Origin of the sequence: Mycobacterium sp. AT1, from assembly GCF_002043095.1 — a bacterium.
Lineage (GTDB): Bacteria > Actinomycetota > Actinomycetes > Mycobacteriales > Mycobacteriaceae > Mycobacterium.
The window spans coordinates 24,792-50,166 of the sequence record NZ_MVOC01000038.1; the positions used below are offsets into that span (position 1 = coordinate 24,792).

Annotated in this window: 28 protein-coding genes and 1 pseudogene; 6 read left to right on the forward strand and 23 right to left on the reverse strand. The window is 65.9% G+C overall.

The window, feature by feature from the left end; translation table 11 throughout:
* Nucleotides 1–26: 26 nt before the first annotated feature.
* The 9 genes from B1790_RS18355 to B1790_RS18395 form a co-directional block, all read right to left on the reverse strand.
* On the reverse strand, nucleotides 27–1,412 hold the full coding sequence (locus tag B1790_RS18355; protein WP_079924700.1) for an FAD-binding oxidoreductase: 1,386 nt from the start codon (nucleotides 1,410–1,412) through the stop codon (nucleotides 27–29).
* A complete protein-coding gene (locus B1790_RS18360; protein ID WP_079924701.1) occupies nucleotides 1,409–2,299 on the reverse strand; it encodes an ABC transporter permease in 891 nt (296 codons plus the stop codon). The genes B1790_RS18355 and B1790_RS18360 overlap by 4 nt, the downstream gene beginning before the upstream one ends.
* The gene (locus B1790_RS18365; protein WP_198952040.1) at nucleotides 2,296–3,255 is read right to left on the reverse strand and encodes an ABC transporter permease; all 960 of its coding nucleotides are present in this window, start codon (nucleotides 3,253–3,255) and stop codon (nucleotides 2,296–2,298) included. The genes B1790_RS18360 and B1790_RS18365 overlap by 4 nt, the downstream gene beginning before the upstream one ends.
* Nucleotides 3,252–4,400: an extracellular solute-binding protein gene (locus tag B1790_RS18370; protein WP_079924702.1), complete on the reverse strand. Its 1,149-nt coding sequence runs from the start codon at nucleotides 4,398–4,400 to the stop codon at nucleotides 3,252–3,254. Before B1790_RS18370 ends, B1790_RS18365 begins: the two co-directional genes overlap by 4 nt.
* 49 nt (nucleotides 4,401–4,449) lie before the next feature.
* Nucleotides 4,450–5,598: an ABC transporter ATP-binding protein gene (locus tag B1790_RS18375; RefSeq protein ID WP_233165188.1), complete on the reverse strand. Its 1,149-nt coding sequence runs from the start codon at nucleotides 5,596–5,598 to the stop codon at nucleotides 4,450–4,452.
* A complete protein-coding gene (locus tag B1790_RS18380; RefSeq protein ID WP_079924703.1) occupies nucleotides 5,595–7,247 on the reverse strand; it encodes an amidohydrolase in 1,653 nt (550 codons plus the stop codon). The genes B1790_RS18375 and B1790_RS18380 overlap by 4 nt, the downstream gene beginning before the upstream one ends.
* Nucleotides 7,248–7,251: 4 nt before the next feature.
* Entirely contained in the window at nucleotides 7,252–7,896 is a 645-nt protein-coding gene (locus tag B1790_RS18385) for a helix-turn-helix domain-containing protein (RefSeq protein WP_158083835.1), read from the reverse strand.
* A gap of 219 nt (nucleotides 7,897–8,115) precedes the next feature.
* On the reverse strand, nucleotides 8,116–8,595 hold the full coding sequence (locus B1790_RS18390) for a DinB family protein (protein WP_079924705.1): 480 nt from the start codon (nucleotides 8,593–8,595) through the stop codon (nucleotides 8,116–8,118).
* Between the two features lie 140 nt (nucleotides 8,596–8,735).
* Nucleotides 8,736–9,662 (reverse strand): NADP-dependent oxidoreductase, encoded by a 927-nt coding sequence (locus tag B1790_RS18395; protein ID WP_079924706.1) that lies wholly within the window; start codon nucleotides 9,660–9,662, stop codon nucleotides 8,736–8,738.
* Between the two features lie 72 nt (nucleotides 9,663–9,734).
* On the opposite strand from B1790_RS18395, the gene B1790_RS18400 reads away from it, so the two are divergent.
* Nucleotides 9,735–10,115 (forward strand): helix-turn-helix domain-containing protein, encoded by a 381-nt coding sequence (locus B1790_RS18400; protein ID WP_079924707.1) that lies wholly within the window; start codon nucleotides 9,735–9,737, stop codon nucleotides 10,113–10,115.
* A 62-nt stretch (nucleotides 10,116–10,177) separates the two neighbouring features.
* Here B1790_RS18400 and B1790_RS18405 read toward each other — a convergent pair whose 3' ends face one another.
* Nucleotides 10,178–10,630 (reverse strand): DUF6636 domain-containing protein, encoded by a 453-nt coding sequence (locus B1790_RS18405; RefSeq protein ID WP_142271380.1) that lies wholly within the window; start codon nucleotides 10,628–10,630, stop codon nucleotides 10,178–10,180.
* A gap of 188 nt (nucleotides 10,631–10,818) precedes the next feature.
* Between B1790_RS18405 and B1790_RS18410 the strand changes: the two genes are divergently transcribed.
* Together B1790_RS18410 and B1790_RS18415 are read left to right on the forward strand one after the other, a co-directional pair.
* Nucleotides 10,819–11,940, forward strand: coding sequence for an epoxide hydrolase family protein (locus tag B1790_RS18410; protein ID WP_079924708.1), 1,122 nt, complete (start codon nucleotides 10,819–10,821; stop codon nucleotides 11,938–11,940).
* 142 nt (nucleotides 11,941–12,082) lie between these two features.
* Nucleotides 12,083–12,457: pseudogene (locus B1790_RS18415) on the forward strand (epimerase); the annotation flags it as partial.
* Between the two features lie 67 nt (nucleotides 12,458–12,524).
* On the opposite strand, the gene B1790_RS18420 reads toward B1790_RS18415, so the two are convergent.
* A complete protein-coding gene (locus B1790_RS18420) occupies nucleotides 12,525–13,046 on the reverse strand; it encodes a nitroreductase family deazaflavin-dependent oxidoreductase (RefSeq protein ID WP_079924710.1) in 522 nt (173 codons plus the stop codon).
* 119 nt (nucleotides 13,047–13,165) lie between these two features.
* Here B1790_RS18420 and B1790_RS18425 point away from each other — a divergent pair, with 119 nt between their 5' ends.
* Nucleotides 13,166–14,449, forward strand: coding sequence for an EAL domain-containing protein (locus B1790_RS18425; RefSeq protein WP_079924711.1), 1,284 nt, complete (start codon nucleotides 13,166–13,168; stop codon nucleotides 14,447–14,449).
* 87 nt (nucleotides 14,450–14,536) lie between these two features.
* Here the strand turns inward: B1790_RS18425 and B1790_RS34325 are convergent, their stop codons facing one another.
* Nucleotides 14,537–14,908, reverse strand: a complete 372-nt coding sequence (locus B1790_RS34325; protein WP_233165189.1) for a hypothetical protein — start codon at nucleotides 14,906–14,908, stop codon at nucleotides 14,537–14,539.
* A gap of 88 nt (nucleotides 14,909–14,996) precedes the next feature.
* Entirely contained in the window at nucleotides 14,997–15,902 is a 906-nt protein-coding gene (locus B1790_RS18435) for a LysR family transcriptional regulator (RefSeq protein WP_079924712.1), read from the reverse strand.
* A gap of 185 nt (nucleotides 15,903–16,087) precedes the next feature.
* Between B1790_RS18435 and B1790_RS18440 the strand changes: the two genes are divergently transcribed.
* Nucleotides 16,088–16,837 carry an SDR family NAD(P)-dependent oxidoreductase gene (locus B1790_RS18440; protein WP_079924713.1) on the forward strand — a complete coding sequence of 250 codons (750 nt, stop codon included), beginning with the start codon at nucleotides 16,088–16,090 and terminating at the stop codon, nucleotides 16,835–16,837.
* Nucleotides 16,838–16,885: 48 nt separating this feature from the next.
* Here the strand turns inward: B1790_RS18440 and B1790_RS35035 are convergent, their stop codons facing one another.
* The 6 genes from B1790_RS35035 to B1790_RS35350 all read right to left on the reverse strand — a co-directional run bounded on the left by B1790_RS35035 (nucleotide 16,886) and on the right by B1790_RS35350 (nucleotide 19,531).
* The gene (locus B1790_RS35035) at nucleotides 16,886–17,035 is read right to left on the reverse strand and encodes a hypothetical protein (protein ID WP_198952041.1); all 150 of its coding nucleotides are present in this window, start codon (nucleotides 17,033–17,035) and stop codon (nucleotides 16,886–16,888) included.
* 173 nt (nucleotides 17,036–17,208) lie between these two features.
* Nucleotides 17,209–17,625, reverse strand: coding sequence for a PPOX class F420-dependent oxidoreductase (locus tag B1790_RS18445; protein WP_079924714.1), 417 nt, complete (start codon nucleotides 17,623–17,625; stop codon nucleotides 17,209–17,211).
* Nucleotides 17,626–17,675: 50 nt separating this feature from the next.
* Nucleotides 17,676–17,804 (reverse strand): hypothetical protein, encoded by a 129-nt coding sequence (locus B1790_RS35870; RefSeq protein WP_142271381.1) that lies wholly within the window; start codon nucleotides 17,802–17,804, stop codon nucleotides 17,676–17,678.
* Nucleotides 17,805–17,829: 25 nt separating this feature from the next.
* The gene (locus B1790_RS18450) at nucleotides 17,830–18,522 is read right to left on the reverse strand and encodes a YafY family protein (protein ID WP_079924715.1); all 693 of its coding nucleotides are present in this window, start codon (nucleotides 18,520–18,522) and stop codon (nucleotides 17,830–17,832) included.
* A gap of 20 nt (nucleotides 18,523–18,542) precedes the next feature.
* The gene (locus B1790_RS18455) at nucleotides 18,543–18,947 is read right to left on the reverse strand and encodes a nuclear transport factor 2 family protein (RefSeq protein WP_079924796.1); all 405 of its coding nucleotides are present in this window, start codon (nucleotides 18,945–18,947) and stop codon (nucleotides 18,543–18,545) included.
* A 239-nt stretch (nucleotides 18,948–19,186) separates the two neighbouring features.
* Nucleotides 19,187–19,531 (reverse strand): hypothetical protein, encoded by a 345-nt coding sequence (locus tag B1790_RS35350; protein ID WP_233165190.1) that lies wholly within the window; start codon nucleotides 19,529–19,531, stop codon nucleotides 19,187–19,189.
* Between B1790_RS35350 and B1790_RS18460 the strand changes: the two genes are divergently transcribed.
* A complete protein-coding gene (locus B1790_RS18460) occupies nucleotides 19,494–19,907 on the forward strand; it encodes an HPP family protein (RefSeq protein ID WP_233165191.1) in 414 nt (137 codons plus the stop codon). The two genes, B1790_RS35350 and B1790_RS18460, sit on opposite strands and share 38 nt — an antisense overlap.
* 21 nt (nucleotides 19,908–19,928) lie before the next feature.
* Here the strand turns inward: B1790_RS18460 and B1790_RS18465 are convergent, their stop codons facing one another.
* The 4 genes from B1790_RS18465 to B1790_RS18480 form a co-directional block, all read right to left on the reverse strand.
* Complete coding sequence (locus B1790_RS18465; protein ID WP_142271382.1) at nucleotides 19,929–20,885, reverse strand: cyclopropane-fatty-acyl-phospholipid synthase family protein; 957 nt, start codon at nucleotides 20,883–20,885, stop codon at nucleotides 19,929–19,931.
* A 269-nt stretch (nucleotides 20,886–21,154) separates the two neighbouring features.
* Nucleotides 21,155–21,961, reverse strand: a complete 807-nt coding sequence (locus B1790_RS18470) for an LLM class F420-dependent oxidoreductase (protein ID WP_079924717.1) — start codon at nucleotides 21,959–21,961, stop codon at nucleotides 21,155–21,157.
* A gap of 106 nt (nucleotides 21,962–22,067) precedes the next feature.
* Nucleotides 22,068–23,753, reverse strand: coding sequence for a GMC family oxidoreductase (locus tag B1790_RS18475; protein ID WP_198952042.1), 1,686 nt, complete (start codon nucleotides 23,751–23,753; stop codon nucleotides 22,068–22,070).
* Nucleotides 23,754–24,117: 364 nt separating this feature from the next.
* Entirely contained in the window at nucleotides 24,118–24,828 is a 711-nt protein-coding gene (locus B1790_RS18480) for a response regulator transcription factor (RefSeq protein WP_079924798.1), read from the reverse strand.
* Nucleotides 24,829–25,375: the final 547 nt, after the last annotated feature.

Here is a 25,375-nt window from a genome sequence, read left to right on the forward strand (position 1 = left end):
CGTGGGGCAGGTGCCTGCCGAAGCGGTCAGTGGCCGCGACCGGAGACGAGGTCGGCGGCCGTGGCGATCGGCGACGTCGTGGCACGACCGCGCAGCTCCGCCCGGTCGGCGGCGTAGTAGGCCTTGTACATGGCCTGCACGGCGATGTACCGCAGCGGCTCCGGCTCCCACTTGCGTACCTGGTGGTTCACCCAGGGCAGCTCGGTGAGTGCCGACGGGGTCTTGAGGATGAGGTCACGCAGGGTGCGTCCGGCGAGGTTGGTCGAGGTGACACCGGTGCCCACGTAGCCACCGGCCCAGCCTAGCCCGGTCGAGGTGTCGAGCCCTACCGTCGCCGACCAGTCCCGAGGTACCCCGAGGACACCCGACCAGACGTGCTCCACCGCGGCCCCTGCCGTTGCCGGAAAGAATCGGACCAAGATGTCACGAAGCAGCCCAACGGTTTTCGGGTCGGTCGCCCCGTCGACGTCGGTGCCCGAGCCGTAACGGTAGGGGGCGCCCCGTCCGCCGATGGCGATGCGGTCGTCCGCCGTGCGCTGGGCGTACATGTAGGCGTGGGCTTGGTCGCCGAGAGTCTCGTAGCCGCCCCAGCCGATGTCGGCCCAGACCTCGGGGGACAGTGGCTCCGTCACGATCAACGAGGAGTTCATCGGCAGCCACGTGCGCCGAAGGCCGTCGATCTGGGCGGTGAATCCCTCGGTGGCCCTGACTACGGTCTCGGCGGTGACGGTGCCGGCCTCCGTGACCGCCTCGTGCGGGCGGATCTCGGAAACCCGTGTCTGCTCGTAGATCTCGACGCCGAGCGACTCGACGACGCGGGCCAGGCCCGCGGCGAGCTTCGCCGGATGCAGTCTCGCGCAGTGCGGATGCCACATCGCGCCCGTCGTGCCGCGCACGTTGATCCGTGCCGTCGCCTCTGCCGCGCTGAGGAGTTCGACGTCGGTCATCGGCCAGGAGTGGGCCTCCTCGACGGCGTGCACCAGGCGGGTCTGCTGGGCGGCGTTCGTGGCAACCGTGAACTCGCCACCCTTGACGACGTCGGACTCGATGTTCTCGTCACGGGTGACGCGGATGACCTCGTCAACCGTCTCGTTCATTGCCGTCTGCTGCCGTCCCACGGCCTCGCGGCCGTGCGACTTCAGGTACGAGCCACGCCCACCGGTGATCTCGTTGGTCAGCCAACCACCGTTGCGGCCCGACGCCCCGAAACCCGCGAACCGCTGCTCCAGCACGACGATTCGCAGCTGGGGGGCAGCCTTCTTGAGGTAGTACGCGGTCCACAGCCCGGTGTACCCGGCCCCGACGATGCAGACGTCGGCCTGGGTGGAACCGGGCAGTGGCGGTCGCGCCGGTTCCCGCCCGATGCTGTCCCACCAGAAGGACACCTTGCCGTTGGTAAGTGCGGTGCTCATCGGCCCACCATCGCACTCGTCAGGCCGGCGGCGCCACCACCCTCACCCGTCGGGTCGCGGCGGAGGATCAGGGCGGCCACGGCGAGGACGATCAGGGTGAGCACCAGCATCAGCGTCGACATCGCGGCGATGTCCGGCCGTAGTGACGCCTTCAGGGACGCGAAGATGTACACCGGCCACGGCGTCGAGCCTGCGACCGACACGAATGACGACACCACGGTGTTGTCGAGGCTCAGCGTGAACGCCAGCAGCGCACCGGAGATGACGGCGGGACGGATCAGCGGCAGCGTGATGTCGGTGAACCGCCGAAACGGCGGGGCGTACAGGTCGGCGGCGGCCTCTTCGAGAAACTCGTTCATCCCCGTCATCCGGGCCCGCACGATGAACGTGACGACCGCGCTGGCGAACAGCGAGTTGGCGATGATGAGGCGCACCTGGCCGATGTTGAAGGCGTCGAAACCCCAGTCGACGCCGAGGGTGACGAACCAGGGGAGCAGCGAGATCGCGCTGACGATCTCCGGTGTGACCATCACCAGACCCAGGAGGACGAGCAGTCCCGGTGCCCACCAGCCGGGGCGCCGGGTCAACGCGATGCCTGCGAAGGTGCCCAGCAGGGTGGCGACCACCGCGGTGCCCGCGGCGGTGATCAAGGAGACGGTGATCGCGTTGACGATCGCCGGGTTGTTCATTGCCGAGACGTAGGCGTCGACGCCGAACCCCTCGAACATCTGCAGGGTGCGCCCGGTGTTGAACGAGAACACCACGATGACGACGATCGGGAAGAACAGGAACAGCAACCCCAGCAAGCCCCACACGTTCAACAGGGCGTCGCCGGGCCGAATCCGGCGTCGGCGAACCGGTTTCGAGACGGACGCGGTGTCGGTCACGCATTCTCCTTGAGCGGCAGTTTCAGAGAGGTCGCGGCGGTGGCGATGGCACCGACCACCTTGAGTGCGGCACCGACCACGGCGCTGGTGCCGAAGATCGCGAGCATCAGCAGTACCGCCATCGCCGAACCGAGCGCCCAGTTCTGGGCACTCTGGAACTGGGCGGCCACCATCTGGCCGACCATGCTGCCGCTTGCCCCGCCGAGAACGGTGGGGGTGATGTAGTCGCCCATCAACGGCACGAAGACCAGAAGCATTCCGGCGGTCACGCCCGGCATGGACAGGGGAATGGTCACGTGCCAGAACGTGCTCCACACCGTGCCGCCGAGGTCACGGCTGGCCTCGAGCAGTTTCAGGTCGAGGCGTTCCAGCGCGACGTATAGCGGAAGGATCATCAGCGGCAGGTAGTTGTAGACCACGCCGAGCTGAACCGCGGCCGAGGTGTAGAGCACGTGCAGTGAGCCGTCGGTGAGATGGGCCCATTGCAGTGTCTTCGACACGAAACCCTCTGGGCTGAGCGAGATTTGCCATCCAATGGTGCGCACCAGGAAGTTGGTCCAGTACGGGATGAGGATCAGGGCCAGCACGATGCCGCGCCACTTGGGGGCCAGTTTGACCGCCATCCAGTAGGCCATCGGAAATGCGACGGCCAGGCAGATCACGGTTCCCGTGACGGCGATCTTCAACGTGCGGACGAAGATCGAGAAGAAGGCCGGTGAGGCGGCCTGTCCGTAGCGGTCGAACGAGAGGACGTCGTTGGCATGGGTGACGTAGAGGCCGGGTTTGTAGCCGAAGCTGTACCAGACCACCAGGCCGAACGGCAGGATGAAGAACAGCAGAATCCACACGCTGATCGGCAGTGCCCCAAGACCCTTGGGTGCGCGCAGCCGCCGGCGCGCGGCCGGTAGGTCGACCGTGCCGGGCGCCGGCGCCGCCCGGCCTTCCAGGGTGGTCACTTGCCCGCCGCGGCCTTGAGCTCGTCGTAGATGCCGATGATGGTGCCGTCCGCCGACGTCATCTGGCTGTAGACCAGCTTCGACATGACGGCGTCGCTGATGAAAATCAGGTCGGGTCGCTTGACGTCAGCCTTCTTGGCCGCGTCCTCGATGCCTTGGATTCCGGTGTTGTACCCGATGTAGGTGAGTTCCTTGAGGGACACGGTCGGGTCGAGAACGTAGTTGATGAACTCGTAGGCGGCGTCCTCGTGGGGCGCGCCCTTGACGATCGCCCAGTTGTCCTGCCACAGGTTCGCGCCCTCCGAGGGCCACACCCACTTGTAGCGATCCGGCTCCGAGTTGGCGAGGATTCCGAGACGGGCGTCGCCGTTCCAGCAGTGGATCAGCGTCCGGGCCGACGAGGAGATCGAGGCGTTGGTCGACGATTCGAAGGCCTGCACGTGCGGAGCGATCTTGTCGATGATGAACGAGCGATACGCCGCGATGTGGGCGGGATCGGTTGTGTTCTCGTCGATTCCGTTGGCCCAGAAGTAGGTGTACGACACCTCGCCCTGGTCTTCGAGAAGCGACATGCTGCCCGATGCCTCCTTCTGCGCGGCGTCGAGGAAGTCCGCCCACGACGTCAGGTCGCGCTTGATGACGGTGGTGTCGTAGACGTAACCCGTCGAGCCCCAGTCCTTGCACACGCTGTACTTGTTGCCGGGATCGAACGGTGTGTTGAGAACCTTTGGGCTGAGGTTCTTCATGTTCGGCAGCTTGGAGTGGTCGAGCTCGGTGAGCAGCCCGCCCGTCGCCATCTGTTGAACGGACGAGTGGGTGGGCACGCAGATGTCGTAGCCCGTCGTGCCCTTTGCCGCACTGAGCTTGGCGATCATCTCGGGGTTCGAGCCGTAGGAGTCGAGGGTGATCTTGGGGCCCTTGGCCGCGGTGAAGTCGGTCAGCACCGCGGGATCGTCGTACTCGCCCCAGGTGTAGATGTTGAGGCCGTCGGATGACGCGCTACCACCGCCGCCTGAGGAATTGGAGCACGCGGCGAGGAAGGCGCCGACTCCGAGCGCCGCGGTTCCACCGAGGAAGCTGCGACGGGTCAGTGAACTCTTCAGTGCCTCGGGAATGAGTGCGCGGATGTGGGGTTGCTGTGTCATGACGGGACCTCCAGGTCGAGTTGGCGAGACGGTAACGGGTAGCGGGCGATTACGAGGTGAAGATCCGGACGGCTTCTGCGGACCACGAGCACAGCACTGGTGATCCGAGTTCGGTGGGTGGGTTGGCGGCTCGGGGGAGGCGAGCGAGGATTTGGTCGTCACTCGGGGTGTGGATGACCAGCTGCAGGCTGTGACCGAGTTCGGAGACTCCGAGCAGCGTGCCGGTAACGGAGTTGACCGAGGTGTCCGACGCCGTGTCGGTCACCGCCGCGCTCGAGACCACCACCGACTCCGGCCTGATCGCGGCGCTTACCTCGGCACCACTTGCGGCGGGCACGGTGCCCTTGGTCGGGCGCGAGGAATGCAACGACAGGCCCTTGGTGTGCACGCGCACACCGTCGGCGTCGAAGGACGCGATCGTCCCCGCAAAGGAATTCTGCCTGCCGATGAAACCCGCCACGAACGACGACTCGGGCGCGTCGTAAACGTCTGAGGCGGTGCCGATCTGCTCGATGCGGCCGTCCTTCATCACGGCGACCCGATCGCTCATCGACAGAGCCTCTTCCTGGTCGTGGGTGACGAAGACGAAAGTCGTGCCGAGTTCGTGCTGCAGAAGTTTGAGCTCGACCTGCATCTCCTCCCGCAATTTCCGGTCGAGGGCACTCATCGGTTCGTCGAGGAGCAGAACGGCGGGACGGTTGACCAGAGCCCTCGCCAACGCGACCCGTTGCTGTTGGCCGCCGGAGAGCTGCGCGGGCTTTCGCGATGCGTATGCGGTCATCCGCACCATCTCGAGCGCTCGGCTCACGCGACTTGCCATGTCCGCCTTGACTACTCCCGACCGGCGTAGACCGTAGGCCACGTTGTCGGCGACCTTCATGTGGGGGAACAGGGCGTAGGCCTGGAAGACGGTGTTCACCGGGCGCTTGTGCGGTGGCAGGTTCTCGACGTTCTGGCCCGAGATTGCGATGGTGCCGTCGTCGGGAAACTCGAATCCACCGATCATCCGCAGCGTCGTGGTCTTGCCGCAACCGCTGGGCCCGAGCAGGCTGAGGAATTCACCGGGTTGCACTTCGAGGCTGAGGTTGTCCACCGCGACGGCCGACCCGTACGTCTTCGTGAGGGAGCGCAGTTCGACCGATCCGGCCACCGAACTGGGTGCGGTCGTGGCCGGGGCGGTCATGTCCACGGTGCTCACGCCGACACCAGCGTCGAGGTGGCGTCGTAGACGACCTCGCCGCCGATGATCGTGTAGGCCACTGTGGCCGAACCGATCTCGGCGACCGGTGCGGCGAAGATGTCCCGGTCGAGGATGACGATGTCGCCCGCCTTGCCGACTTCGATGCTCCCCGAACGCTCCTCGTCGTGGTTGAGGTAGGCGGTGCCCAGGCTGTGCGCGATCAGTGCGTCGGCCAACGAGAGTGCCTGCTCGCCGAGGAAGGGCAATGCGGAGGCTCCCGTGGCTCCGGCCGGCGCGCGGTTGACGCTGGTGTGGATGATCTCCAGTGGGTTCGCCGTGCTCACGGGCCAGTCGCTGCCCGAAGCCAGCGGCGCTCCGGCCCGATGCAGCGAGCCGAACGGATATTGCCAGGCGGCTCGGCGGGTGCCGAGGAAGGGGATCGTCAGAACGTCCATCTGGGCCTCGTGCCTGGCCCAAAGCGGCTGCATGTTCGCGACCACCCCCAGCTCGGCGAAGCGGGGGACGTCGTCGGGGTGGACCACCTGAATGTGGGCCAGCGTGTGGCGAAGATCTTTGTCTCCGTTGGCCTTCCGGGCCGACTCGATGGCGTCGAGCGACTCGCGAACGGCTCGGTCGCCGAGGGCGTGGAAGTGCAGCTGGAAGCCGAGCGCGTCGAGCTGGGTGGCGATCTCGATGAGTGTGGTCGGGTCCACGAAGCTCTTGCCGGTGTTCTCCCCTGGGCAGCCGCACGAGTCGAGATAGGGCTCGAGCATCCCGGCCGTGAAGTTCTCGGCGACGCCGTCCTGCATGATCTTGACGGTGGTGGCCGCGAATCCGGCCGCCAGGGCGCGTTCGCGCTTCTCGACGAGCTCGGGTATCTGCTCCAGCCCACGATTGCGATCCCACCAGAGCGCCCCGACCACGTGCGCCTTCAGCACTCCGGACGCGGTGACCCGCAGGTACGAGTCGAGTGTGTCGGGGGTGTCGTTCGTGGCCCCGACGATGGCGTCCTGCCATGCGGTGACGCCCCACGCGAACAGTTGGCGCTGGGCGATGGTCAGGGCTTCGTCAAGGTCTTCCTGGGTCGCCAGTGGGATGTGCCGGGCGACGAGGGCCATGGCACCTTCCTGCAGTGTTCCGATGGCGTGGCCGTCCGCGTCGCGTTCGATGCGACCGTCGAAGGGGTCGGGCGTCGAGTCGTCGATGCCGCCGACCTCGAGGGCCTTGGTGTTGACCCAGGCGCCGTGACCGTCGCGGTTGGGGAAGTACGCCGGCCGGTCGGGGACGACCGCGTCGAGCGCCGCGGCCGTTGGTAACCCGCCGGGGAAGGAGTCCATCGACCAGCCGCCGCCACTGACCCACGGCAGTTCGGGATTGGCGGCCGCGTATTCGGCGATTCGCTCGAGGTAGCCGTCGGCGGTGTCGTACGGGGTCAAGTCGCACGCGATCATGTCGAGACCCGCGTGGTACGGATGGATGTGGCAGTCCTGGAAGCCGGGGCCGACGAGGCCACCCGCGGCGTCGATCTCGACGGCGCCGCTCGCGGCGAGCGCGTCCGCACCGATTGCGGTGATGACGCCGTTCTCGATGAGGAGTGGTTCTTCGACGATTCCGGCGGGGGTGAAGACGTGGCCTCCGGTGATCAGCAGGCGGTCGGGATCGGTCATGGTGTCAGTCCTCGGTGGGTTTGGTGGACGGAACGTGTTGATTCATGGGCGCTTTGAGCGGGTTGGTGTCGATCGGCGGGGTGAAGTGCGACGTGATCCACATGGCCTGGGCCGGGGTGGCGCCGATGTTCACGGCTCGGTGGGGTACCGACGAGAGGTACTCGACGCTGTCGCGGGGGCCGAGGATGAGGGTCTCGGAACCGATCGAGATCTCCATGTGACCGGTCAGCACGTAGAAGAGTTCCTGCGCGTCGTCGTGGGCATAGGGTTCTGGCCCGGTCGACCCGCCCACCTCGAATGTGCCTTCGTAGACCTCGAGTTGGCGGATTGGGGGCCGCGACAGCAGTAGTTTTTGCAATCCACCGTCGCTGGAGAACAGCGGCCTCTCGTGTGCCCGCAGCACGGGGCGCGAGACCGGAGCTTCGTCGGAGAGTAGGTCGGCGACCGAGATGCCCACCGCAGCGGCGATCCGTTTTAGCACGCTGACGGAGACACCGCACTTGCCGTTCTCCAGTTGGCTGATGAAGCCTGCGCTCACCCCGGCCCGGGCGGCCAGGTCCCGGGTGGACAGCCGGGCGCGCTCGCGGGCAGCCCGTAGCCGACCGCCGAGCATCGCGCGAGCGGCACCGTCGGTCGTGGGTACGGCCACCCCAGGATCAGAAAACACTTGCCTCATTTCGTTAAGACTCACTTAACGGATTGCTTACTGGGGAACGGTAAGGCCAGCTGTGAGGTCTCGCAACAGAATGGGCGAATCAAGGCGAACTGTTTACATCACCGAAATGCCGGGATGTCGAGATCTGGGCGGCGTGATCAAACGAATTGCCTTCAAGAACAGGAACATACGAGGCAGAACCTCGTCGATGGCTCAGTCCGCGAGGATCTGCTCGCGGAGGATGTCCGCGTGCCCGCAATGGTGGGCGAGCTCCCTCAGGACCTGCAGATACACCCAGTGCACGGTGCGGGGGCCGCCACGATGGCCGGTGACGACGGCGTCCAACGGAAGATCCGCGACCGTGGTCCGCGCCGTCGCGCAGGCCTGCCGGTAGGCCTCCCGGACACCGGCAATCGTGTCGTCGTCGGCCAGGGCGAATGACTCGTCGGGGCTGTTCACCAATCCGAGTTCACGTCGAGACCGGCCCCCTACGCACTCCTCGAACCAGACGCGTTGCATCCACGTGACGTGTTTGAGCACGCCCAGCAGCGTCGTCGCCGACGGCACCAGCCGGCGGCGGGCCTGTTCGTCGGTAAGACCGTCGAGGGTGCGCTCCACGGCTGTGCGGTAGTCCTCGATGAACGCTTCGAGTTGTGTGCGCTCGTCGGCGACGAGCAGGTCGAACGGACCCATCGCTACCTGCCTCTCCTAGCCCGAGACGACGATACGTCGGCCGCGGTGCCGTCGCCCATACGTGTCGTGGCCAGTTCTGGGGCCGAACTCGGAAGCGTGGCCGATGCCGCAGGATTCGTTCAAATGGACCGCGTCGACGCTCAGACGGAGAGGACGAGCTTGCCGTGAAGATGCCCGGCGTCGAGCAGTCGGTGCGCGTCGACGACGTGGTGGAACGGGAGCGTCTCCTGCACGTGGACCCGGAGCTTGCCTCGTTCGACGAGGTCGACGAGTCCTCGCAATGCCACCGGGTCGGGGTCGACGGCGACGCCGCTGAACCGCATGCCCGCCCGCTCGAACGCGGCGACCAGTTCCAGGTCGCCCTCCGCGACCGCGGTGACGAGGTGGCCGCCTGGGCGGAGCACCCCCAGCGATCGTTCGGCGCTGTCGCCGCCGAGCGTGTCGAGCACCAGATCGACGTCGCGGACGACGTCGGCGAAGTCGACCGTCGTGTAATCGATCACCTCGTCGGCGCCGAGCCCCTCGACCAACTCCCGCTTGCTGCCACTTGCGGTGGTGATCACGTATGCACCAAGGGCTTTCGCTATTTGGATGGCGACGTGTCCGACACCTCCGCCGCCGCCGTGGACCAGGACGCGGTCGCCCTCGGTCACGCCGCCGAGGTCGACCAGACCCTGCCACGCCGTCAGCCCGACGACCGGCAACGCCGACGCCTCGACGTGGGAGAGCGACGCAGGCTTGAGCGCCAGATGCAGTGCCGGCGCGGCGACCAGTTCGGCGTACGCGTTGGCGGGGCGGGGAAACAACGGCATGCCGAACACCTCGTCACCGGGCGCGAATCGGCCCGTCAGGGCCTCCTCGACGACTCCGCTGACGTCCCAGCCGAGGATGAACGGCGGCGGACCGAGCAGTGGGAACTCACCGCCGCGCAGCCGCGCGTCCAGGGGGTTCAACCCGATCGCGTGGACGCGGACGAGCACCTCGGTGGGAAGTGGCCGAGGGGCGGGCGCCTCGACGACGGTGAGCACCTCGGGGCCGCCGAACTCCTGCTGGGTGATGACTCGCATGACTCTCCTCGTCGTTTGGCAATCGAGATCGAGCCTAGGTAGTCGTCGGTTACCTGCGGGTACCTTGGCGCCATGAGCGAATTCGGTTCAAGCGGCGTGTTCCTCGCCGACTGTCCGGGGCGGATGGCGGTCGAGTTGATCGCCGACAAGTGGACCGTGGTCGTCCTGTCTGGCCTCAGCGCGGGGCCGGTGCGCCATGGCGAGTTGGTCGACATGATCGGGGGCATCTCGCGAAAGGTGCTCACCCAGACGCTGCGTCGGCTCGAGTCGCACGGACTCGTCCGGCGCCACGCCTACGCCGAGGTGCCGCCGCGCGTCGAATACGAGCTCACCGCCCTTGGGGAGACGCTCATCGACCCAATTCACGTACTCACCGAGTGGGCGAGGACAAACGGCGACGCGGTCCTGGACGCGCTCGAGGCCAACTCGGAGCCGGTCGTCCGGCGCGGCTGAGGTCTACCGCCGCAACGGCTTCGAGCGCTACTGCGCGTCGGGATCGGCGGTCGTTTCCGCCGTCATCCGACGGACTTGATGCCTGCCGTCGAGATGACGAATCCGCGGCCGTGCGCCGCCGTGCAGGTCATCCCGGTCCGTTCCGAGAGGCACTGGAACGGTCCCAGTGACACCGTCTGGCCGTATGCCAGCGTCGGGGTGCCTTCGGCGGCGTCACCCACGCACGATTGGCCAGAGCAGGTCGTGACCGTTCCGCGGTCGTCCAGCGACGCCGACTGGGCAGGCTCGAGAGTCTTGCAGTACACCGAATCGGGACCCGTCCGGCCGCCGGTGTTCACCTCGCAGTCGATCCGGTGTGACGGCGAGTAGAACCCGCAGAATGCGCCGACCTGTGGGCAAATCGAGCTGTCTGCCGCCGCGACCGGCAGCGTGGCGCCGACGCTCGCGGCCACCGTCAGTGCGGCGGTGGCAACCCATCGCAGGGAGTGGCGTCGGTGAACGGCGGTCTTCGGCACGGGTACACCATTGCAGATGCGATGTCCCTTTGCCGACGTATCGCCGCGGCTGCGGGGATGCGCTAACGAGCCTGCGGGACAAGCGCCAACGCTGGCCATGATCTCGGCGTCGGCGGGCCGGTCAGCTCAGCACCCACGTGGCGGTCGGTTAGCGTGGAACCGAGGTTGCATCGACGAAGGGAGCCGCCGTGGTCGCCGAGCCGTTCGAGGTCACAGTGACTGACGCCGAGATCGAGGACCTGCGCGACCGATTGCGGCGGACGCGGTGGCCCGAGCCCGAGACGGTGGACGACTGGTCACAAGGCTTGCCGCTGACATACGCCCGTGAACTCTGCCGCAGCTGGGCCGAGGACTACGACTTCGGATTCGCCAAGCGGCTCAACGCCTTTCCTCAGTTCCGCGACACCGTCGACGGGCTGGGCATCCACTTCGTGCACGTCCGCTCGCCGGAGCCAGACGCGTTCCCGCTGGTGATCACGCACGGGTGGCCGGGTTCGGTACTCGAGTTCCTGGACATCCTCGGCCCGCTGACCGACCCTCGGGCCCACGGCGGGGACCCGGCCGACGCGTTCCACGTGGTCGCCCCGTCTCTGCCCGGCTACGGATGGAGTGACAAGCCGTCGACGACGGGTTGGGGCGTCGAGCGCATCGCACGGGCCTGGGACGCGTTGATGGCGTCGCTGGGTTATGAGCGGTACGGCGCGCAGGGCGGTGACTGGGGTTCAGCGGTGTCGGGCGCACTGGGGGAGGTGGCACCGGAGCGGGTCGCGGCGGTGCACCTCAACATGGGGGCCGCGCCGCAGGGCACATTCGACGACCCGACGCCTGCGGAACAAGCAAATCTGTTGGCCGTCAAGGAGTTCCAGCGCACAGGTCGAGGCTACTCGGGGCAGCAGTCGACGCGGCCGCAGACCCTCGGGTACGCCCTCACCGACTCACCCGCCGGCCAGGCCGCCTGGATCGCCGAGAAGTTCTGGGCGTGGACGGACAACGACGGCCACCCCGAGGACGCGGTGACGAGGCAGCAGATCCTCGACGAGATCTCGACGTACTGGTTCACCGCGTCGGCCACGTCCTCCGCGCGCCTGTACTGGGAAAGCTTCAGCAGCTTCCGGGGCAAGGTGACCGCGCCGTCCGGTCTGTCGATCTACCCGCACGACCTTGCCCGCCCTTCGCGACGGGAGGCCGAGCTGCGGTTCACCGACCTGCGGTGGTTCGAGGAGATGCCACGCGGGGGCCATTTCGCCGCGCTTGAGCAGCCGGAGTCGTTGGTCGAGCAGGTACGCGGGTTCTTCCGCCTCTTCCGCTGACCGCCCGCACCGCTGGGTCAGCGACGTTTTGTCCCTTGCCGAGCCGGGAACAGCAGTCGCCATGGCACTTCGCGTCGCAGTCACCGGACCGACCGGTGAGATCGGGATCTCGACGATCGAGGCACTTGAGGTCCATCCCGAGGTTACGCAGATCGTCGGAATGGCCCGGCGGCCCTTCGATCCGGCCCACGACGACGTCGCCTCGGCGATCGCCCTGGCGGTCACCACCACGACCGCACCCCCGGGGGCGTACAACATCGCCGACGACGGGTTGCTGACGTTCTCCGATGTCGGCAGGGCTTTGGGGGCCCGGCCGATCAGAGTGCCTCACGTCGCCGCGGTGGTCACGTCGGAGGTGTTGGCGCGCTTGCCGTTCGTGCCTTCGGCGCTGGAGTGGTTGCACGCCGGCCGCGCCTCGACGGTGATGGATACCAGCAAGGCCAAGAATCAGCTCGGGTGGCAGCCGGAACATACCGCTGCGGAGACCTTGGCCGCGTTGGCCAGGACCGTCGGCTGACATTATGGGAGGCCGTCAGAATACGCAAAGGCGTTGCGGTGGAGCGGGTTCCGCCATACCGCAGGCGCTAAGCGGGCGGCGTCGAATTCTGCGTCACCTCGGTGAACGCCACCACGGGAATGCGCCTGCCGCCGGCCATCTTCTCGTAATCGGCGTAATTCGGGACGAACTGCTTTGCGAGGCCGAACAATCGGTCGCGTTCGGCGCCGGTCGTCTCCTCGGCGACGAAGGTGCCCGTGTAGCCGCGCGCCGCCAGCGTGACGCGAGGATGCGCCATCACGTTGTGGTACCAGGATGGGTGGCGCTCGCCGCCGTAGTTGGAGGCAACCGTGATGACCCGGCCGCGGTCGGTGAAGTACGTCAGCGGAGTGCTGCGCTGCTTGCCCGTCTTCGCGCCGATATGAGTGAGCAGTACCTCGGGGAGAACCAGCGACATCGAGACGTGGCCGTTGGTCAGCTTGATGACGGCGCGGTCGACGCGCCAGCCGTAGCGCTTGAGGAATCGGCGGGCGGGGTCGGTGCTCATCATTTTGGCGCCTGCCTTGAACAACGGCGACGGCGCCGTCGGTTCGACCTTTGGGATGCCCATGGTTGGCGACGGTATCTCAGGGGTGGCGGGCCGCGCATGCTTCGCCGAAGCGGCGCTGCGCCCGGCCTTTCCCCGGGCACGGTAGGTTGCAAGGGAGCAGCGGTGGAGGGGTGGCGGGGATGTCCGTAGAGATTCGTGACACCGGAGCCTCGCAGCGTCGGCATCGTGGCCGTGCCTCACCTGCACAGGTGGACGCCGCCATTCGCGGGGTCGGTCTCTCGTCAGCCTTTCAGCCGATCGTGGCGCTGCCCGACGGGGCGGTCGTGGGCTTCGAAGCGTTGGCTCGGTGGCCCGAGTCGACTGGCTTGGGTCCAGAGGTGGTGTTTGCGCGGGCCGAGGCCCTGAACCGCGTCGACGAGCTCGACCGCTTGTGCATCGACACCGCCATCACCGGGGCCTTGGCACAAGGGTTGACTCGAAAGTCGTTGTTGTGCATCAATTGTGAACCCTCGAGCACGATGGTCGACCGCGCGCAGAACGAGGTTCTCAAGCGCGGGCGCACCGAGCTACAGTTGATGTTCGAGCTGACCGAGCGGAGCCTGCTCGCCCACCCCCGCGCGCTGCTGGAGAAGGTCGCCGCGTTACGCGCCGACGGCTTTGGGATCGCGTTGGACGACGTAGGGGCACATCCAGATTCGTTGGCGCTGCTGGATGTGATTGCGCCCGACGTGGTGAAGTTGGACATGGGGTTGGTTCAGTCGCAACCCGACGACGCGCAGGCGCGGACGCTGTCGGCCGTCTTGGCGCACCATGAACGCAGCGGGGCGCTGATTCTTGCCGAGGGCATCGAGACCGACGACCATCTGGAACAGGCGCTGGCCGTAGGAGCCACCCTGGGGCAGGGATACAAGTTCGGGCGTCCAGGCGCGATGAACCACCATGCTCTGGGTGCTGGCTGGTCGCTTCCCACTCGACCGACTGGCCGCGGGCTCGCGTCGGGCTCACCGTTCGACCTCGTTCGAGACAGGGCGACGATCCGCACCGCCAGGAAGCAGACGCTGACGGCGTTCTCCCGCCACATCGAAAGCCAGGCCCACGACGCGACCGACCCGCCGATTCTGCTCACGGCGTTGCAGCATGCCAAGCACTTCACCAGGCGTACCCGTGACGCGTACCGCGAACTCGCCGCCCGCTCGTCGATGGTCGCGGTCTTCGGGTCGAACATGCCCGCTGACCCTGGATCTGGCGTCCGTGGGATAGCGCTTGAGCCCACGGACGCACTGGCCAAGGAATGGACCGTGTTGGCGTTGGGGCCCCACATGGCCGTCGCGCTGATCGCCCGCGAACACGACGGCAACGAAGAGACCGGCCCTGACGAAGACCGGCGCTTCGACTTCGTCATCACCTACGACCGCGCCGTCGTGACTGCGGCCGCGTGCAACATGTTGGCGCGAGTGCCCTGAGCCACCGCCTCGACCTCACGGGGGTTCAGACGCTGGCTCCTTGTCGTCGTTGCCGTGGTCGTGGCTGCTCAGGTATTGCCGCTGACGTCATTTGCCTCCGGCGTGCCGTCCCGAGGCCATGCGCAGTTCCCAGATGACCTGGGTCGTGGTCCATCCCGACGGGGTGAGGATGTAGGAGATCGAGACCATCTTGCAGTAGTGGGCTTCGGACACTTCGAACCGGTATCGCTGCACCACCAGTCCGGTGCCTATCATCTCGACGTTGATCGACATCGGGGTGCCGTCGTCGACGACGGTGTAGCCGGCCGCCTTGTGATCGCCTGGGGCGCAACGCTGATATTCCGGTGTAGGAAAGGTTTTCAGCCACTGGGTGCTGATCCTGTCGTAGCTTTCGAGGCTCGGCCCCTCGGTTCGACAAGCTTGTCTGCGACGGGGTCGTGCCGCCAATGAGGCTGGCATGACCTTCCAGGGTGGTGCTAGCCGTAACTCGCGGCGCATCGAAGACTGAATGCCACAGGTGCTGACATGGTGGCGTAGGCGTCAGATCTCACACGATTGCACGACTGAGAAGGTCTGTGCCACACCAGTTTTGCTGGTCGAGTTGATCGAGCATGGCCATCTCGGCCCCACCCGGATTGCGCCGCACGCCGACGAGGACGGTCTCGGTGAGAGGGGGCGACAGCGGGCAGGCCAGTTCTTCGAAGCCTTCGGGGATGGCCGAGGCCGGGACCACGGTGACACCCAACCCCTGCGCCACGAGCCGCACCGCGGTGGAGATCTGTGACGCTCGGGCCACCGTGTGCGGGCTCAGTCCCGCGGTGGCGAGCAGGCGGGCTAGGTAGTCGTCCAGAAGGCTGTTGTGCCGGAATCGAACCCACCCCTCCTGGGCGAGGTCTTCTAGGCGAAGGTCGGCTCCGGTCGCGAGTAGTGGGTGCCCCTTCGGCACGACGGCGACGTAGGTCTCCTCACCCAGAGGGTGAGAGTCGAAGGCGCACCCGGCAGGAATGCGGTGCACGAGGACCATGTCGAGGGTTCCCTGGCGGAGCAGCCGCTCCATCTCGGCGGGATCGGGCTCTTCGTGGAGGGTCACCTGCAGCTTCGGGTGGCGTTTGCGCAGCTGCCCCAGAGCCTGCGGCAGTTGGCGGGCTCCGAGGCCCATGTGGACGGCAATGATGAGTTCGCCTGCCAGTTCCCCGTTGGCAGCGCGGGCGGCCGTGATGGCACGCCGGGACGCGGTCGTCGCGATCTTCGCCTCCGCAAGGAAGGCCCGCCCGGCCACCGTCACGGTGACCCCGCTCGGCGTGCGGGTGAACAGCTGCACCCCGAGGTGTCTCTCCAAGGTGCCGATCTGCTGGGACAGCGAGGGCTGAGTGACCCGTAGGCGTTCTGCCGCCGCCGTCATGGAGCCCTCGTCGGCGACCGCGAGGGCGTACTCGTACTGGCGCAGGTTCATCCGAATCCACCTTGCCTGACATAGGGAGTGTCAATGCAGAGTATGCATTGCCACTATTTGCCTCTATGTCGCGCCCGTCCTAGCGTGGTGTCCGGCCGTAGCGCACACCTGTGACGCCGGACGTCAAAAGCATGTTCGGCCAACGCAATAGGACCGAACATCTCGGTCTCGACTGGAGGAGAAGCATGCGTCTTGCAAACAAGGTTGCCCTAGTCACCGGCGGAAGCGCGGGCCTCGGTCTGGCAATAGCCCAGAGGTTTGCAGTCGAAGGTGCACACGTCTACGTCACGGGCCGACGGAAGGAGGTCCTAGACGCGGCGACAGCATCCATCGACGGACGGGTCACCGCGATCGCCTCGGACGTGACTGTTCAGGACGATCTCGACTCTGTCGTCGACGCCATCCGTCAGAAGAGCGGGCACCTCGACGTGGTCGTCGCGAATGCCGGGAGCATCGAGCGGCTGAATTTCGAGGACGTCACCGAGGAACACTTCGACCGCACCTTCGACGTCAACGCCCGCGGCACCTTGTTCACCGTCCAAAAGGCGCTGCCGCTTCTACGAACGGGCGGCTCGATCGTCCTGCTGGGCTCGATTACGGCAGTCAAGGGTGCCCCCGGGTCAGGGGCGTACAGCGCCGCGAAGGCCGCCGTGCGCTCCTACGCCCGCACGTGGGCGGCGGAGTTCGGCGACCGCGGACTTCGAATCAACGTGCTCAGCCCCGGCCCGGTCGACACCCTCATCATCGATGGACAGGCCGAGTACTTCGGCCTAGATCCCGCAGCCCTGCGAACCCATATGAGCACCCTCGTCCCGATGGGCCGTCTCGGGCTTCCCGAGGAGATCGCCAACGGTGCACTGTTCCTCGCCTCTGACGAGAGCAGTTTCATGACCGGTGCCGAACTGTGCATCGACGGAGGTATGGCTCAAGTCTAAACCGCTTGCCGCGGAAGAGAATTCAGCCCAAGATGGCACCTTGCGCGGTCAGTCGGCCTCGTTGACGTCACCAGGATGGGGAACGTTGTCGTCGTCGACGTAGGCCGCGTGTTCGGTGTCGACGCCTTCATGATCGCGTGGACCTTCGTTGGATCCGGCGGTCTCGACCGCATCCGTGGCGTCACTGGGCATCGTCATTGCGTGTCCTCCTGGTCAACCCGGGGGGTATGTCCCGCCGGCGTGCGTCGGTAGGCACATGCCCCGTCTGCGGTGGGCTTAATCAGGAAGAGGTACCACGTCGCCGGAGAAGCCTGAGTCATCCGCCAGTTGGTCCCGTTACCGTGCAACTGAGGCGCGTGCGGCCTCCTCGGTCAGGCCTGGTCGTTGTTCTTGTACGCACCCCAGCCATGCACCCGGTCGACTTCGATGAGTGCGCTGACGCGTGCCCGGTCTCGTCGTGGGTAGGGCTTTCCCTGGTAGTGCTGAGACACCGCGTCGATGTCTGCCATGCCTTCGTCGTCGTAAATGTCCACGACTCGGCCGATGAGGGTGATGTGGGTGTACCAACTGGCCTCGTCGAGCACGGTGAGCGACACCCGTGGGTCCTTGCGCATGTGTCCCAGGCGCTTTCGTCCGACATCCATGTTCACCAAGATGTGATCGTCTCGCAGCAGGTACCACGTCGCGGCGGAAACGGGGTGTCCGTCGCTGCGGATCGTGCTGATCACCGCGGGGTTGGGTTTGGCCAGCATGGCCTTTTCGTCGTCCGTCAATTTCGTCGATGGCATCTTGGTGTTCTCCCTTGCCTTGGTTTCAGGTCATTCGAGCAGCGCCGCACTTACAGCCGAAGCAAGCGCTTCGCGTTCTCATACCCAATCTTGCGCTGATCGGCTTCGGAGATATCGCAAGACTCGAAACACTCGGATGCCTCGGTCATGACTTCGTAGGGGTAGTCGACGGAGAACATGATCCGATCGGCGCACCCGGCTCCGTCACCCGAGCCGCCGCGTGCGCCATCGCGACAGATCCTCGTCCAGCACCGCGGGATCACGTTCGGGGAATACCTCTCCGGTCATCTCCAGGTGCCGGATGCGGTCGAGGTGAAATCCGCGGATGCCGTGGCGGAGCCGGCACCAGCCCAAGAACATCCACGAATCCCCTCCGCGCAGCAGACCCATCGCCTCCACGTCACGGGTGGTGTGGGTCTGGCCGTCCTCGGAGGTGTAGTCCAACCGCATGACCCGGCGCGCGGCGATCGCCTCGGGAATCAGGGTGACCGCCGCCTCGGACGGTGACCGGGCGTCGATGACGAACATCGACGCCAATGCCTCGTCGACCGGGGCGAGTTGATCCTCCCGGCTGATCGCGAGGACCTTCGCCCTCGCCCGCCGCGCTGCCGCGCCGTACGGCGAGTTCTCCAGCAAGCCAAGGCCGGCGAGCACCGCGAGTGACTCCGGCACCGTGAGATTCAGCGGAGGAAGGGAGTGCTCACGCAGGATCGAATAGCCGCCCGACGCCCCATGGTCGGCGTAGACCGGGACCCCGGCGAGTTGCAGGGATTGGATGTCACGCTCGATCGTGCGCTTGGACACCTCGAACTCCTCGGCGAGCCGAGCGGCCGACAGCGGCCGGCGTGATCCCCGCAGCAGATCCACCAGCGCGTACAACCGCTCGGCTCTCCTCATGGACCTGAGTCTCCCCGGTCTCAGGTGAGGTGCGTGCGTGTCCCCGTCGTCGACCACACCTCGCGGATCAGCCCATCCTCGGTGAAGTCGAAGACGTCGATCCCGCCCGCGGCCATCGCCCCGTCCTGCACGTTCCACAGCATCCGCCCGTGCGCGCCGTCGACGGCCCGCTCGACCTCGCTGAACACCACCTCCGGATGCTGCTCGCGATACCGATCGAGGAACCGGGCGAAGCTCTCCGCGCCCAGCACGTCGTCGCCGGGGTTCGACCCGTCCGCATTGGATATCAGGAAGTGAATCCGGAAGTCCTCGCTGCAGATTCGACGCGCGATGTCGTGGTCCCCGTTCCACATCTCCAACCACACCGCGAGTGCCGCATCCGCAGCAGCCGAGTTCGTCTCCATTGTCTTCGTGTCTTGGTTCATGACGTCAGCGTCGGGCATCGTCGCGACAACGGTATGTCGGTGTTCGCGTTCGACGTTTCGGGCCATCGGGTCAAGATGTTCTGCCCCACCGCGCCGATCCCGTGGGACGAGGGAACGCCGGCACCATCAATGCGATTGCACGGCCGTTTCCGCTACCGCCGCCGGTGACCAAGACCGTCGTTCCTGTAAACGCCCCCCGCAAATCGACGTCGACTGACCACGTGCACCACGGCTGGCGGTCAGATCATCGTCGATAATCTGCGTGAATCACGGCCGTTGGCGAAAGTGGCAAAACCGTTGTGGCGCACGATAACCAACGTGAATGACCCCATCGGCGCCGTACCCTTCCTGAATCCATGACACCCCGTATAGCTTTTCTCGAATGGGTTCATCAGCCAGGCGAGCCTCGTGACCGAACAGTCCGTGACGTCCGCTTCGCCGCAATTGGCCGAGCCTTCCTCGCCAAGTCGCACGCCGTGGTACGTCAGTTCTGCTCCACCTCGGCAGAGGCTGAGGGTGATCGTCGTCGAGACCATCGCGAGCTTGGTGGCGCTCGCCATCGTGGGGGCGCTGACGGTCTTCACCCACGATCCCTGGTTGATCCCGCCGTTCGCCGCGAGCATGGCGCTGGTCGTCGGCGGCGCACACTTCCCACTCGCTCAGCCCCGCAACGTCATTGGCGGACACGTGGCGTCGGCGACCGTCGGCGTTCTCGTCGGTTTGATCGGCATCGATGTGCTTTGGGCCGGTGCGCTCGCCGGAGCGTTGGCTCTCGGCGCGATGAAGCTCCTACGGATGTCGCATTCCCCGGCCGCCGCCACCGCGATGATCGCGGTCGTCCCCGTCATCCCCCGATGGGAGTTCGTCGTTCTGGTGGGCTCTGCGGCGGTGATCCTGATTGCAGTGGGGTTGGTGGGCAACAAGCTCAACGGGGTGAACTACCCCCACTACTGGTGGTGACGGCAGGGGAGCGGGCGTGCCCTAAGCCCGGGCGACGACGATGCGGCCGAACGGCGTCGACGCCACCCGATCGAGGACGAAGCCCGCAGCCTCGGCCTCGGCGGTCAAATCCTCGGCCGACCGCGCAAACGGCACGCCCCAGCCGGTGAAGACCAGCCGCCGCAATGCGAACGCATCCCGCTCGACGCCGGCCTCGGGCAGGCGCTCCAATTCCTGCATGTAGAGCTTCGCCCCTGGCTTGAGCGCGCGTCGAATGGCAGCGAGTGTTCGAGGCCGCGTGTCCGTCGGGAAGAACGGCTGCGCCCAGAACGCCGCATCGAATTCGTCCTGCACCTCGAGATCGCGCGCGTCCATGCACCGGATGTCCGCCCGGTCGGCCACGCCGAGGGCAGCGGCCCTGCGTGCGCCCTCGGCGGCCACGGCTGGCACCAATTCGATTCCGACGGCCCGCATCCCGGGCAACGTTTGCGCAGTCGAGAGCACGAAGCTGCCGACGCCACAACCGACGTCGAGGTAGCGGCCGTCGACCAGCGCATCGCGGAAGTCTGGAAGCGCGTCCAACAGCTGACCGAACATGGCCCGCGAGGTAGCCGACGGGCGTAGCCCGTACGCGTTGGCGACGGTGAGCGCACTGTCCGGCCCCGACGACACACCGTGGACCGCATCGGCCACTAGCCGACTCATCATCTGCGCCTCGTCGAGCAGACTGTCCAAGGAGAAGGGGGCGTCATCGGAGAGCAGCGCGGCATACTCCGGGGCCAATGCCACTCCCTGGTCGGTCGGCCGCACGACGCCAATGGCTTCCAACGCGGCCACCACGTCTCGCAGCCGGTCGGTGGGAAGCAACGTGAACTTGGCCAACTCATCCAGGCTCCTGGGTTCGGTGAGGTAGGTCGTCCACTGTCGTTCGTGCACTGCCGAAAGCAAGGCGAGCGCCTGTGCCCCCGCCGACCACGCCTTCACCTGAATCATTTGCATGACTAGGAGACGTTCGCGTGCCACGGTTGCATTCGGGCTGGGTCGACATCGTGGTGATCGTCACACCGAAGAGCCGCGGCGACGTTGGTAGACACTCCGCCGTAGGAATTGCAGCGAGTTCTTACTCCAGCAGCCCACCGTCGGGACACCGTCGCTTTGATTCTGCGCACGAGCAGAGGCTGACGCGATCGACACGCATGGCCCGTGTCGACTGAGAACGGGGAGCTGTCAACACACGAAAGTAGCTGCAAAACAACTATTTTCGACCTCTACTGATCTCGCCAAGTGAGCACCGCCTTCAGAGATGCAAGGTCGTAACCGTTGGCCGGAGTGAGTTCGGTCTGGAACAAGGTGACTCCTGCCTCCCGGAAGGCGTCGGCGCCGTCGGCGTCCTTCCACAGCGTCGAGCGTTCGATGTCGGCGCCGTTGCGGCCGAACGTCGCTGCGAGCTCGTCGACGCGGTCGCTGGACTTGCGGAAGGCGTCGAGGTCCGTGAATGCGTGCCAGATGTCAGCGTGCCGGGCAACGGCGGGCAGCGAGCGTTTCGGGCCCGTCCCGCCGATGAGGATCGGCAGCTTGCGCACGGGCGGGGGGATCAGTGCGGCGAGCCGGTTCTCGATGCGGATCAGGCTCTCGTCGAACAGGTCGAAGCGGGATCCGAAGGTGCCGAAGTCGTAACCGTAAGTGGTGTAGTCCTTTTCGTACCATCCCGCGCCGAGGCCGAGGATGAGCCGGCCGCCGCTGATGTGGTCGACGGTGCGCGCCATGTCAGCGAGCAGGTCCGCGTTGCGGTAGCCGACGCCAGTGACGAGGAGCCCGATCTCGGCGTGTGAGGTGATCTCGCCCCACGACGCGAGCGCGGTCCAACCCTCGAAGTTCGCGACGTCGGGCTGCTTGTCGAACATGACCGGCTTGCCGTCGACGAGGCCCTTCATCGCCGGGCGATGGAAGTGGTCGTAGCCGAAGATCACATCGACGCCGAGGTCGTCAGCGGCCAGGACGGCCTCGCGCCAGGTGGCGTAGTCGGGCGTGCCGCCGGGCTGGATCTGTACTGCGACGCGGACGGGACGGGTCATGGATTCTCCTGAGTCGAGGGGAGGGCGACTCTTGAGGCAAGTTCGTTCGGCGCCGAGTTTATTCCGGATCGGCCGTTAGACCGGAGGACCGCCGGTAGTGACCGACTCAGCCCAGAATCGCTCGCGCTGCGCGTTCTGCGATCAGCATGACCGGAGCGTTGGTGTTTCCGGAGGTGATGGTGGGCATCGCCGACGCGTCGGCCACTCGTAGGCCGGCGACGCGGTACACGCGACAGTCTGTGTCGAGCACCGTGGCGGGCGACCGCGGCACGCCGCGTGTGTCGAAGGCTCCCATCGCGCAGGTACCCACCGGATGAAAGATGGTGGTACCGAGCTCACGGGCCGCCTGCTGCAGGTCGTCGTCGCTCACCAGATGCGAGCCGGGAAGTAGTTCTTCTGGGCGGTAGCGCGCCAGGGAGGGCGCCGCCATGATTTGCCGTGTCATTCGAAGGCCGCGCACGGCGAGCTCACGATCGGCGTCGGTGGACAGGTAGTTACAGGAGATCTTGGGGGAGGCCAGCGGGTCTGCATCGGCTATCCGCACATGGCCCCGCGAGCTGGGCCGCAGATTGCACACCGACGGCGTGATCGCTCCGAAGGTATGTAGCGGTTCGCCAAACTTGGCCAAGGACAACGGCTGCACGTGCCACTCCAGATTGGGACTGGCCAACGCGGGATCACTCTTGGCGAAGGCTCCCAGCGTGGAGGGCGGCATGGTCATGGGTCCCGATCGCAGCAACAGGTATTGAAGTCCCATGCCTGCACGGGTGATCCAATTCCGATACAGCGTGTTGACGGTCCGGGCGCCCCGCACCCGGTAGACCGTTCGCAGCTGCAGGTGGTCCTGGAGGTTTTCACCCACTCCGGGAAGGTCAACCGACACCGGCACCTGATGCTGGGTGAGCAGCCCGGCCGGCCCAAGACCCGAGGCTTGCATGAGCTGAGGCGAACCAATCGCTCCGGCGCTCAGGATCACCTCCCGGCGAGCCCGGACGTCGACGATCTGGCCGTCCTTGAGCAGTCGTACACCGGTGGCGCGATGCCGAGCGGTGGTCCAGGCACCGCGACGCTGGTCGTCCTGCACCTGGTCGTCCATCAGCAGCTTCACGGCCTGGGTGTGGGTGTAGACGGTGAGATTCGGTCGTCGGGCGACGGGATGAAGGAAGGAGTCGGCCATCGACCAGCGCCGGCCGCGCCGTTGGTTGACGTGAAAGTACGCACTGCCGGCGTTGTCCCCGCGGTTGAACTCCTCGATCGGGGCGATGCCCACCTGGGACGCGGCGGCCTGCCAAGCGTCCAAGATCTTCCAGCGCACCCGCGGCCGTTCGACGGCGACCTCGCCGCCCGCGCCGTGCCACTCGTCGGCGCCGCCGAAGTAGTCCTCTAGCTCCTTGTAGATCGCCAGGGTGTCGCCCGCACGGTCCTCGCCTCCCCAAAGCCACCGCTCGTCACCGGTGGCCTGCGCCCAAAGTTCGTAATCGGAGGCTTGTCCGCGCATGTGGATCATGGCGTTGATCGACGAGCTGCCGCCGATCACGCGGCCCCGCGCGTAGTGAATGCTGCGACCCGCCAAACCGGGGTCTGCCTCGGTCGTGAAGCACCAGTCGGTGCGTGGGTTGGCAATCGTGTACAGGTAGCCCACCGGGACCTTGATCCAAAACCAATTGTCCTTGCCGCCAGCCTCGATCAAGAGCACACGGTGATCGGGGTTGGCACTGAGCCGGTTGGCGAGCAGACAGCCGGCACTGCCCGCCCCCACGATGACGAAGTCGAATTCGGCGACGGGGTTCATGTCCGGCATTGTTCCTCTATAGCGTCAATGCGGGTCCTAGTGTGCGAGACCCGCCCGGACGCACACAGAGCGACAATGTGATGGTGCGGCGTCGGCCTGTGCCTTCTCGCCTCCCCACACGTTCCGCCGCATCGAGACCACAACCACCATGATGCGGTTCTACGCCGGACCAACACGTCTGGTGACCGACGAACTGACTACCTTCCGCTGCCCGACGAAGCTGCGTCAGAGTTGTTTCAGGTTGTGGCGCAGGGTTAGGTGAAGAACCACCAGCGGAACCCGCCATGACGCAGTTCACAGGTCGGCGCTTTCACCGATCAACACTGGCCACTTCCGCGGCGGTCGGTCGACAACCGAATGGAATCTACCCGGTAGGGCGACTCACTGCCTTGAGCATGTAACCGCAACCCCGTACCGTGCGAATCATCGGCTGATGCCCCGAGTCGACTTTTTTCCGAAGGTAAGAAATGAACAACTCGACGATGTTCGTATTGCCCCCGAAGTCATAACCCCATACTTCTTCCAAGAGCTTCGGTTTGGACACAATCCGGTTGGCGTTCAGCATGAGTAGCCGCAAGAGCCGATATTCAGTTGCCGTTAGCGACACCGGTTTGCCACCACGGGTGGCCTCGTGACTGAACTCGTTGAGGATCAAATCGCCGACCTCGATGATTCCGGACTCCACACCAAGCCCGGAACGCTTTATCAAGGAGCGCAGCCGCAGCACCACTTCCTCGATATGGAATGGCTTCGTGACATAGTCGTCACACCCTTGCGCCAAACCCTCTATACGACTTTCGGGCGCGGTCAAGGTGCTCAGCAGCATTACCGGGATTGTGGGTCGACTGGCCCGTAGACCTCGCATCACCTCCAGGCCGTCGAGACCTGGCAGGTCGACTTCGATGACGACGAGATCGGGTGGATCGCTCCGCCCCATGTGAAGGGCGCCGGGGCCGTCGGTCGCAACCGATACGTGCCAACCCTCGCGGCGAAGTGCGAAGCTGACCAGTTCCGTGGCCAGGGGGTCGACGTCGACGATCAGTGCGTGTATGGGTTCGCCGCTCGCACGAACCATTGGGACCGGTACGTGGTGGCCGTAGCTCTGGGTCCCCCAGGGCGGTTCCGAGATCGTCGTCATTCTCATATCCCTACGGTCGACTTGGTCGGCCAACTTTCCGGCGTTTCCACCTGGCCCGCCTCGACGAGCCAGCTCGACGACATCAGTCCTCGCCTCAATCTGCCATCGGCAACCAGCAAATCGAGGGAGCGGACACGCCTAATTGGCGGTCCATCCCTCTGGCTCGCGACAACTGCTGTTCACGACGTAGAAGATAGCATGTTAGTTGTTTCATAACATCGTAACTTAGCCCTGTAAGCAGCGAGTTTCATGACTGCTCGAACCTTGGGTAACTTCCGCCTCGATGAATCGCAAGTGCGGGATGGGGACGTGCGTGCTGTGGCGCGCTCCCACGTGCGTGCGCATAGTGAACGGGCAAGCTGGCTGCCGAGACGGTGGCAGCCGGCTTCGTCACGTCCTGAATCGGGTGAATGCCCTGGCGCGAGTGCGCACTACTCAGTTCGGAGCGGTGCCGCCCGATCCCTGAGGTCGGGGCCGCTGCTGA

Coding starts and splice junctions, on each gene's coding strand:
- B1790_RS18355 (WP_079924700.1), bottom strand. CDS start 1,412: ATGAGCACCGCACTTACCAACGGCAAGGTGTCCTTCTGGTGGGACAGC.
- B1790_RS18370 (WP_079924702.1), bottom strand. CDS start 4,400: ATGACACAGCAACCCCACATCCGCGCACTCATTCCCGAGGCACTGAAG.
- B1790_RS18380 (WP_079924703.1), bottom strand. CDS start 7,247: ATGACCGATCCCGACCGCCTGCTGATCACCGGAGGCCACGTCTTCACC.
- B1790_RS18390 (WP_079924705.1), bottom strand. CDS start 8,595: ATGGGTCCGTTCGACCTGCTCGTCGCCGACGAGCGCACACAACTCGAA.
- B1790_RS18395 (WP_079924706.1), bottom strand. CDS start 9,662: ATGCGAGTCATCACCCAGCAGGAGTTCGGCGGCCCCGAGGTGCTCACC.
- B1790_RS18400 (WP_079924707.1), top strand. CDS start 9,735: ATGAGCGAATTCGGTTCAAGCGGCGTGTTCCTCGCCGACTGTCCGGGG.
- B1790_RS18420 (WP_079924710.1), bottom strand. CDS start 13,046: ATGGGCATCCCAAAGGTCGAACCGACGGCGCCGTCGCCGTTGTTCAAG.
- B1790_RS18425 (WP_079924711.1), top strand. CDS start 13,166: ATGTCCGTAGAGATTCGTGACACCGGAGCCTCGCAGCGTCGGCATCGT.
- B1790_RS34325 (WP_233165189.1), bottom strand. CDS start 14,908: ATGCCAGCCTCATTGGCGGCACGACCCCGTCGCAGACAAGCTTGTCGA.
- B1790_RS18435 (WP_079924712.1), bottom strand. CDS start 15,902: ATGAACCTGCGCCAGTACGAGTACGCCCTCGCGGTCGCCGACGAGGGC.
- B1790_RS18440 (WP_079924713.1), top strand. CDS start 16,088: ATGCGTCTTGCAAACAAGGTTGCCCTAGTCACCGGCGGAAGCGCGGGC.
- B1790_RS35035 (WP_198952041.1), bottom strand. CDS start 17,035: ATGACGATGCCCAGTGACGCCACGGATGCGGTCGAGACCGCCGGATCC.
- B1790_RS18445 (WP_079924714.1), bottom strand. CDS start 17,625: ATGCCATCGACGAAATTGACGGACGACGAAAAGGCCATGCTGGCCAAA.
- B1790_RS35870 (WP_142271381.1), bottom strand. CDS start 17,804: ATGTTCTCCGTCGACTACCCCTACGAAGTCATGACCGAGGCATCCGAG.
- B1790_RS18450 (WP_079924715.1), bottom strand. CDS start 18,522: ATGAGGAGAGCCGAGCGGTTGTACGCGCTGGTGGATCTGCTGCGGGGA.
- B1790_RS18455 (WP_079924796.1), bottom strand. CDS start 18,947: ATGAACCAAGACACGAAGACAATGGAGACGAACTCGGCTGCTGCGGAT.
- B1790_RS18465 (WP_142271382.1), bottom strand. CDS start 20,885: ATGCAAATGATTCAGGTGAAGGCGTGGTCGGCGGGGGCACAGGCGCTC.
- B1790_RS18470 (WP_079924717.1), bottom strand. CDS start 21,961: ATGACCCGTCCCGTCCGCGTCGCAGTACAGATCCAGCCCGGCGGCACG.
- B1790_RS18475 (WP_198952042.1), bottom strand. CDS start 23,753: ATGAACCCCGTCGCCGAATTCGACTTCGTCATCGTGGGGGCGGGCAGT.
- B1790_RS18480 (WP_079924798.1), bottom strand. CDS start 24,828: ATGGTTCGTGCGAGCGGCGAACCCATACACGCACTGATCGTCGACGTC.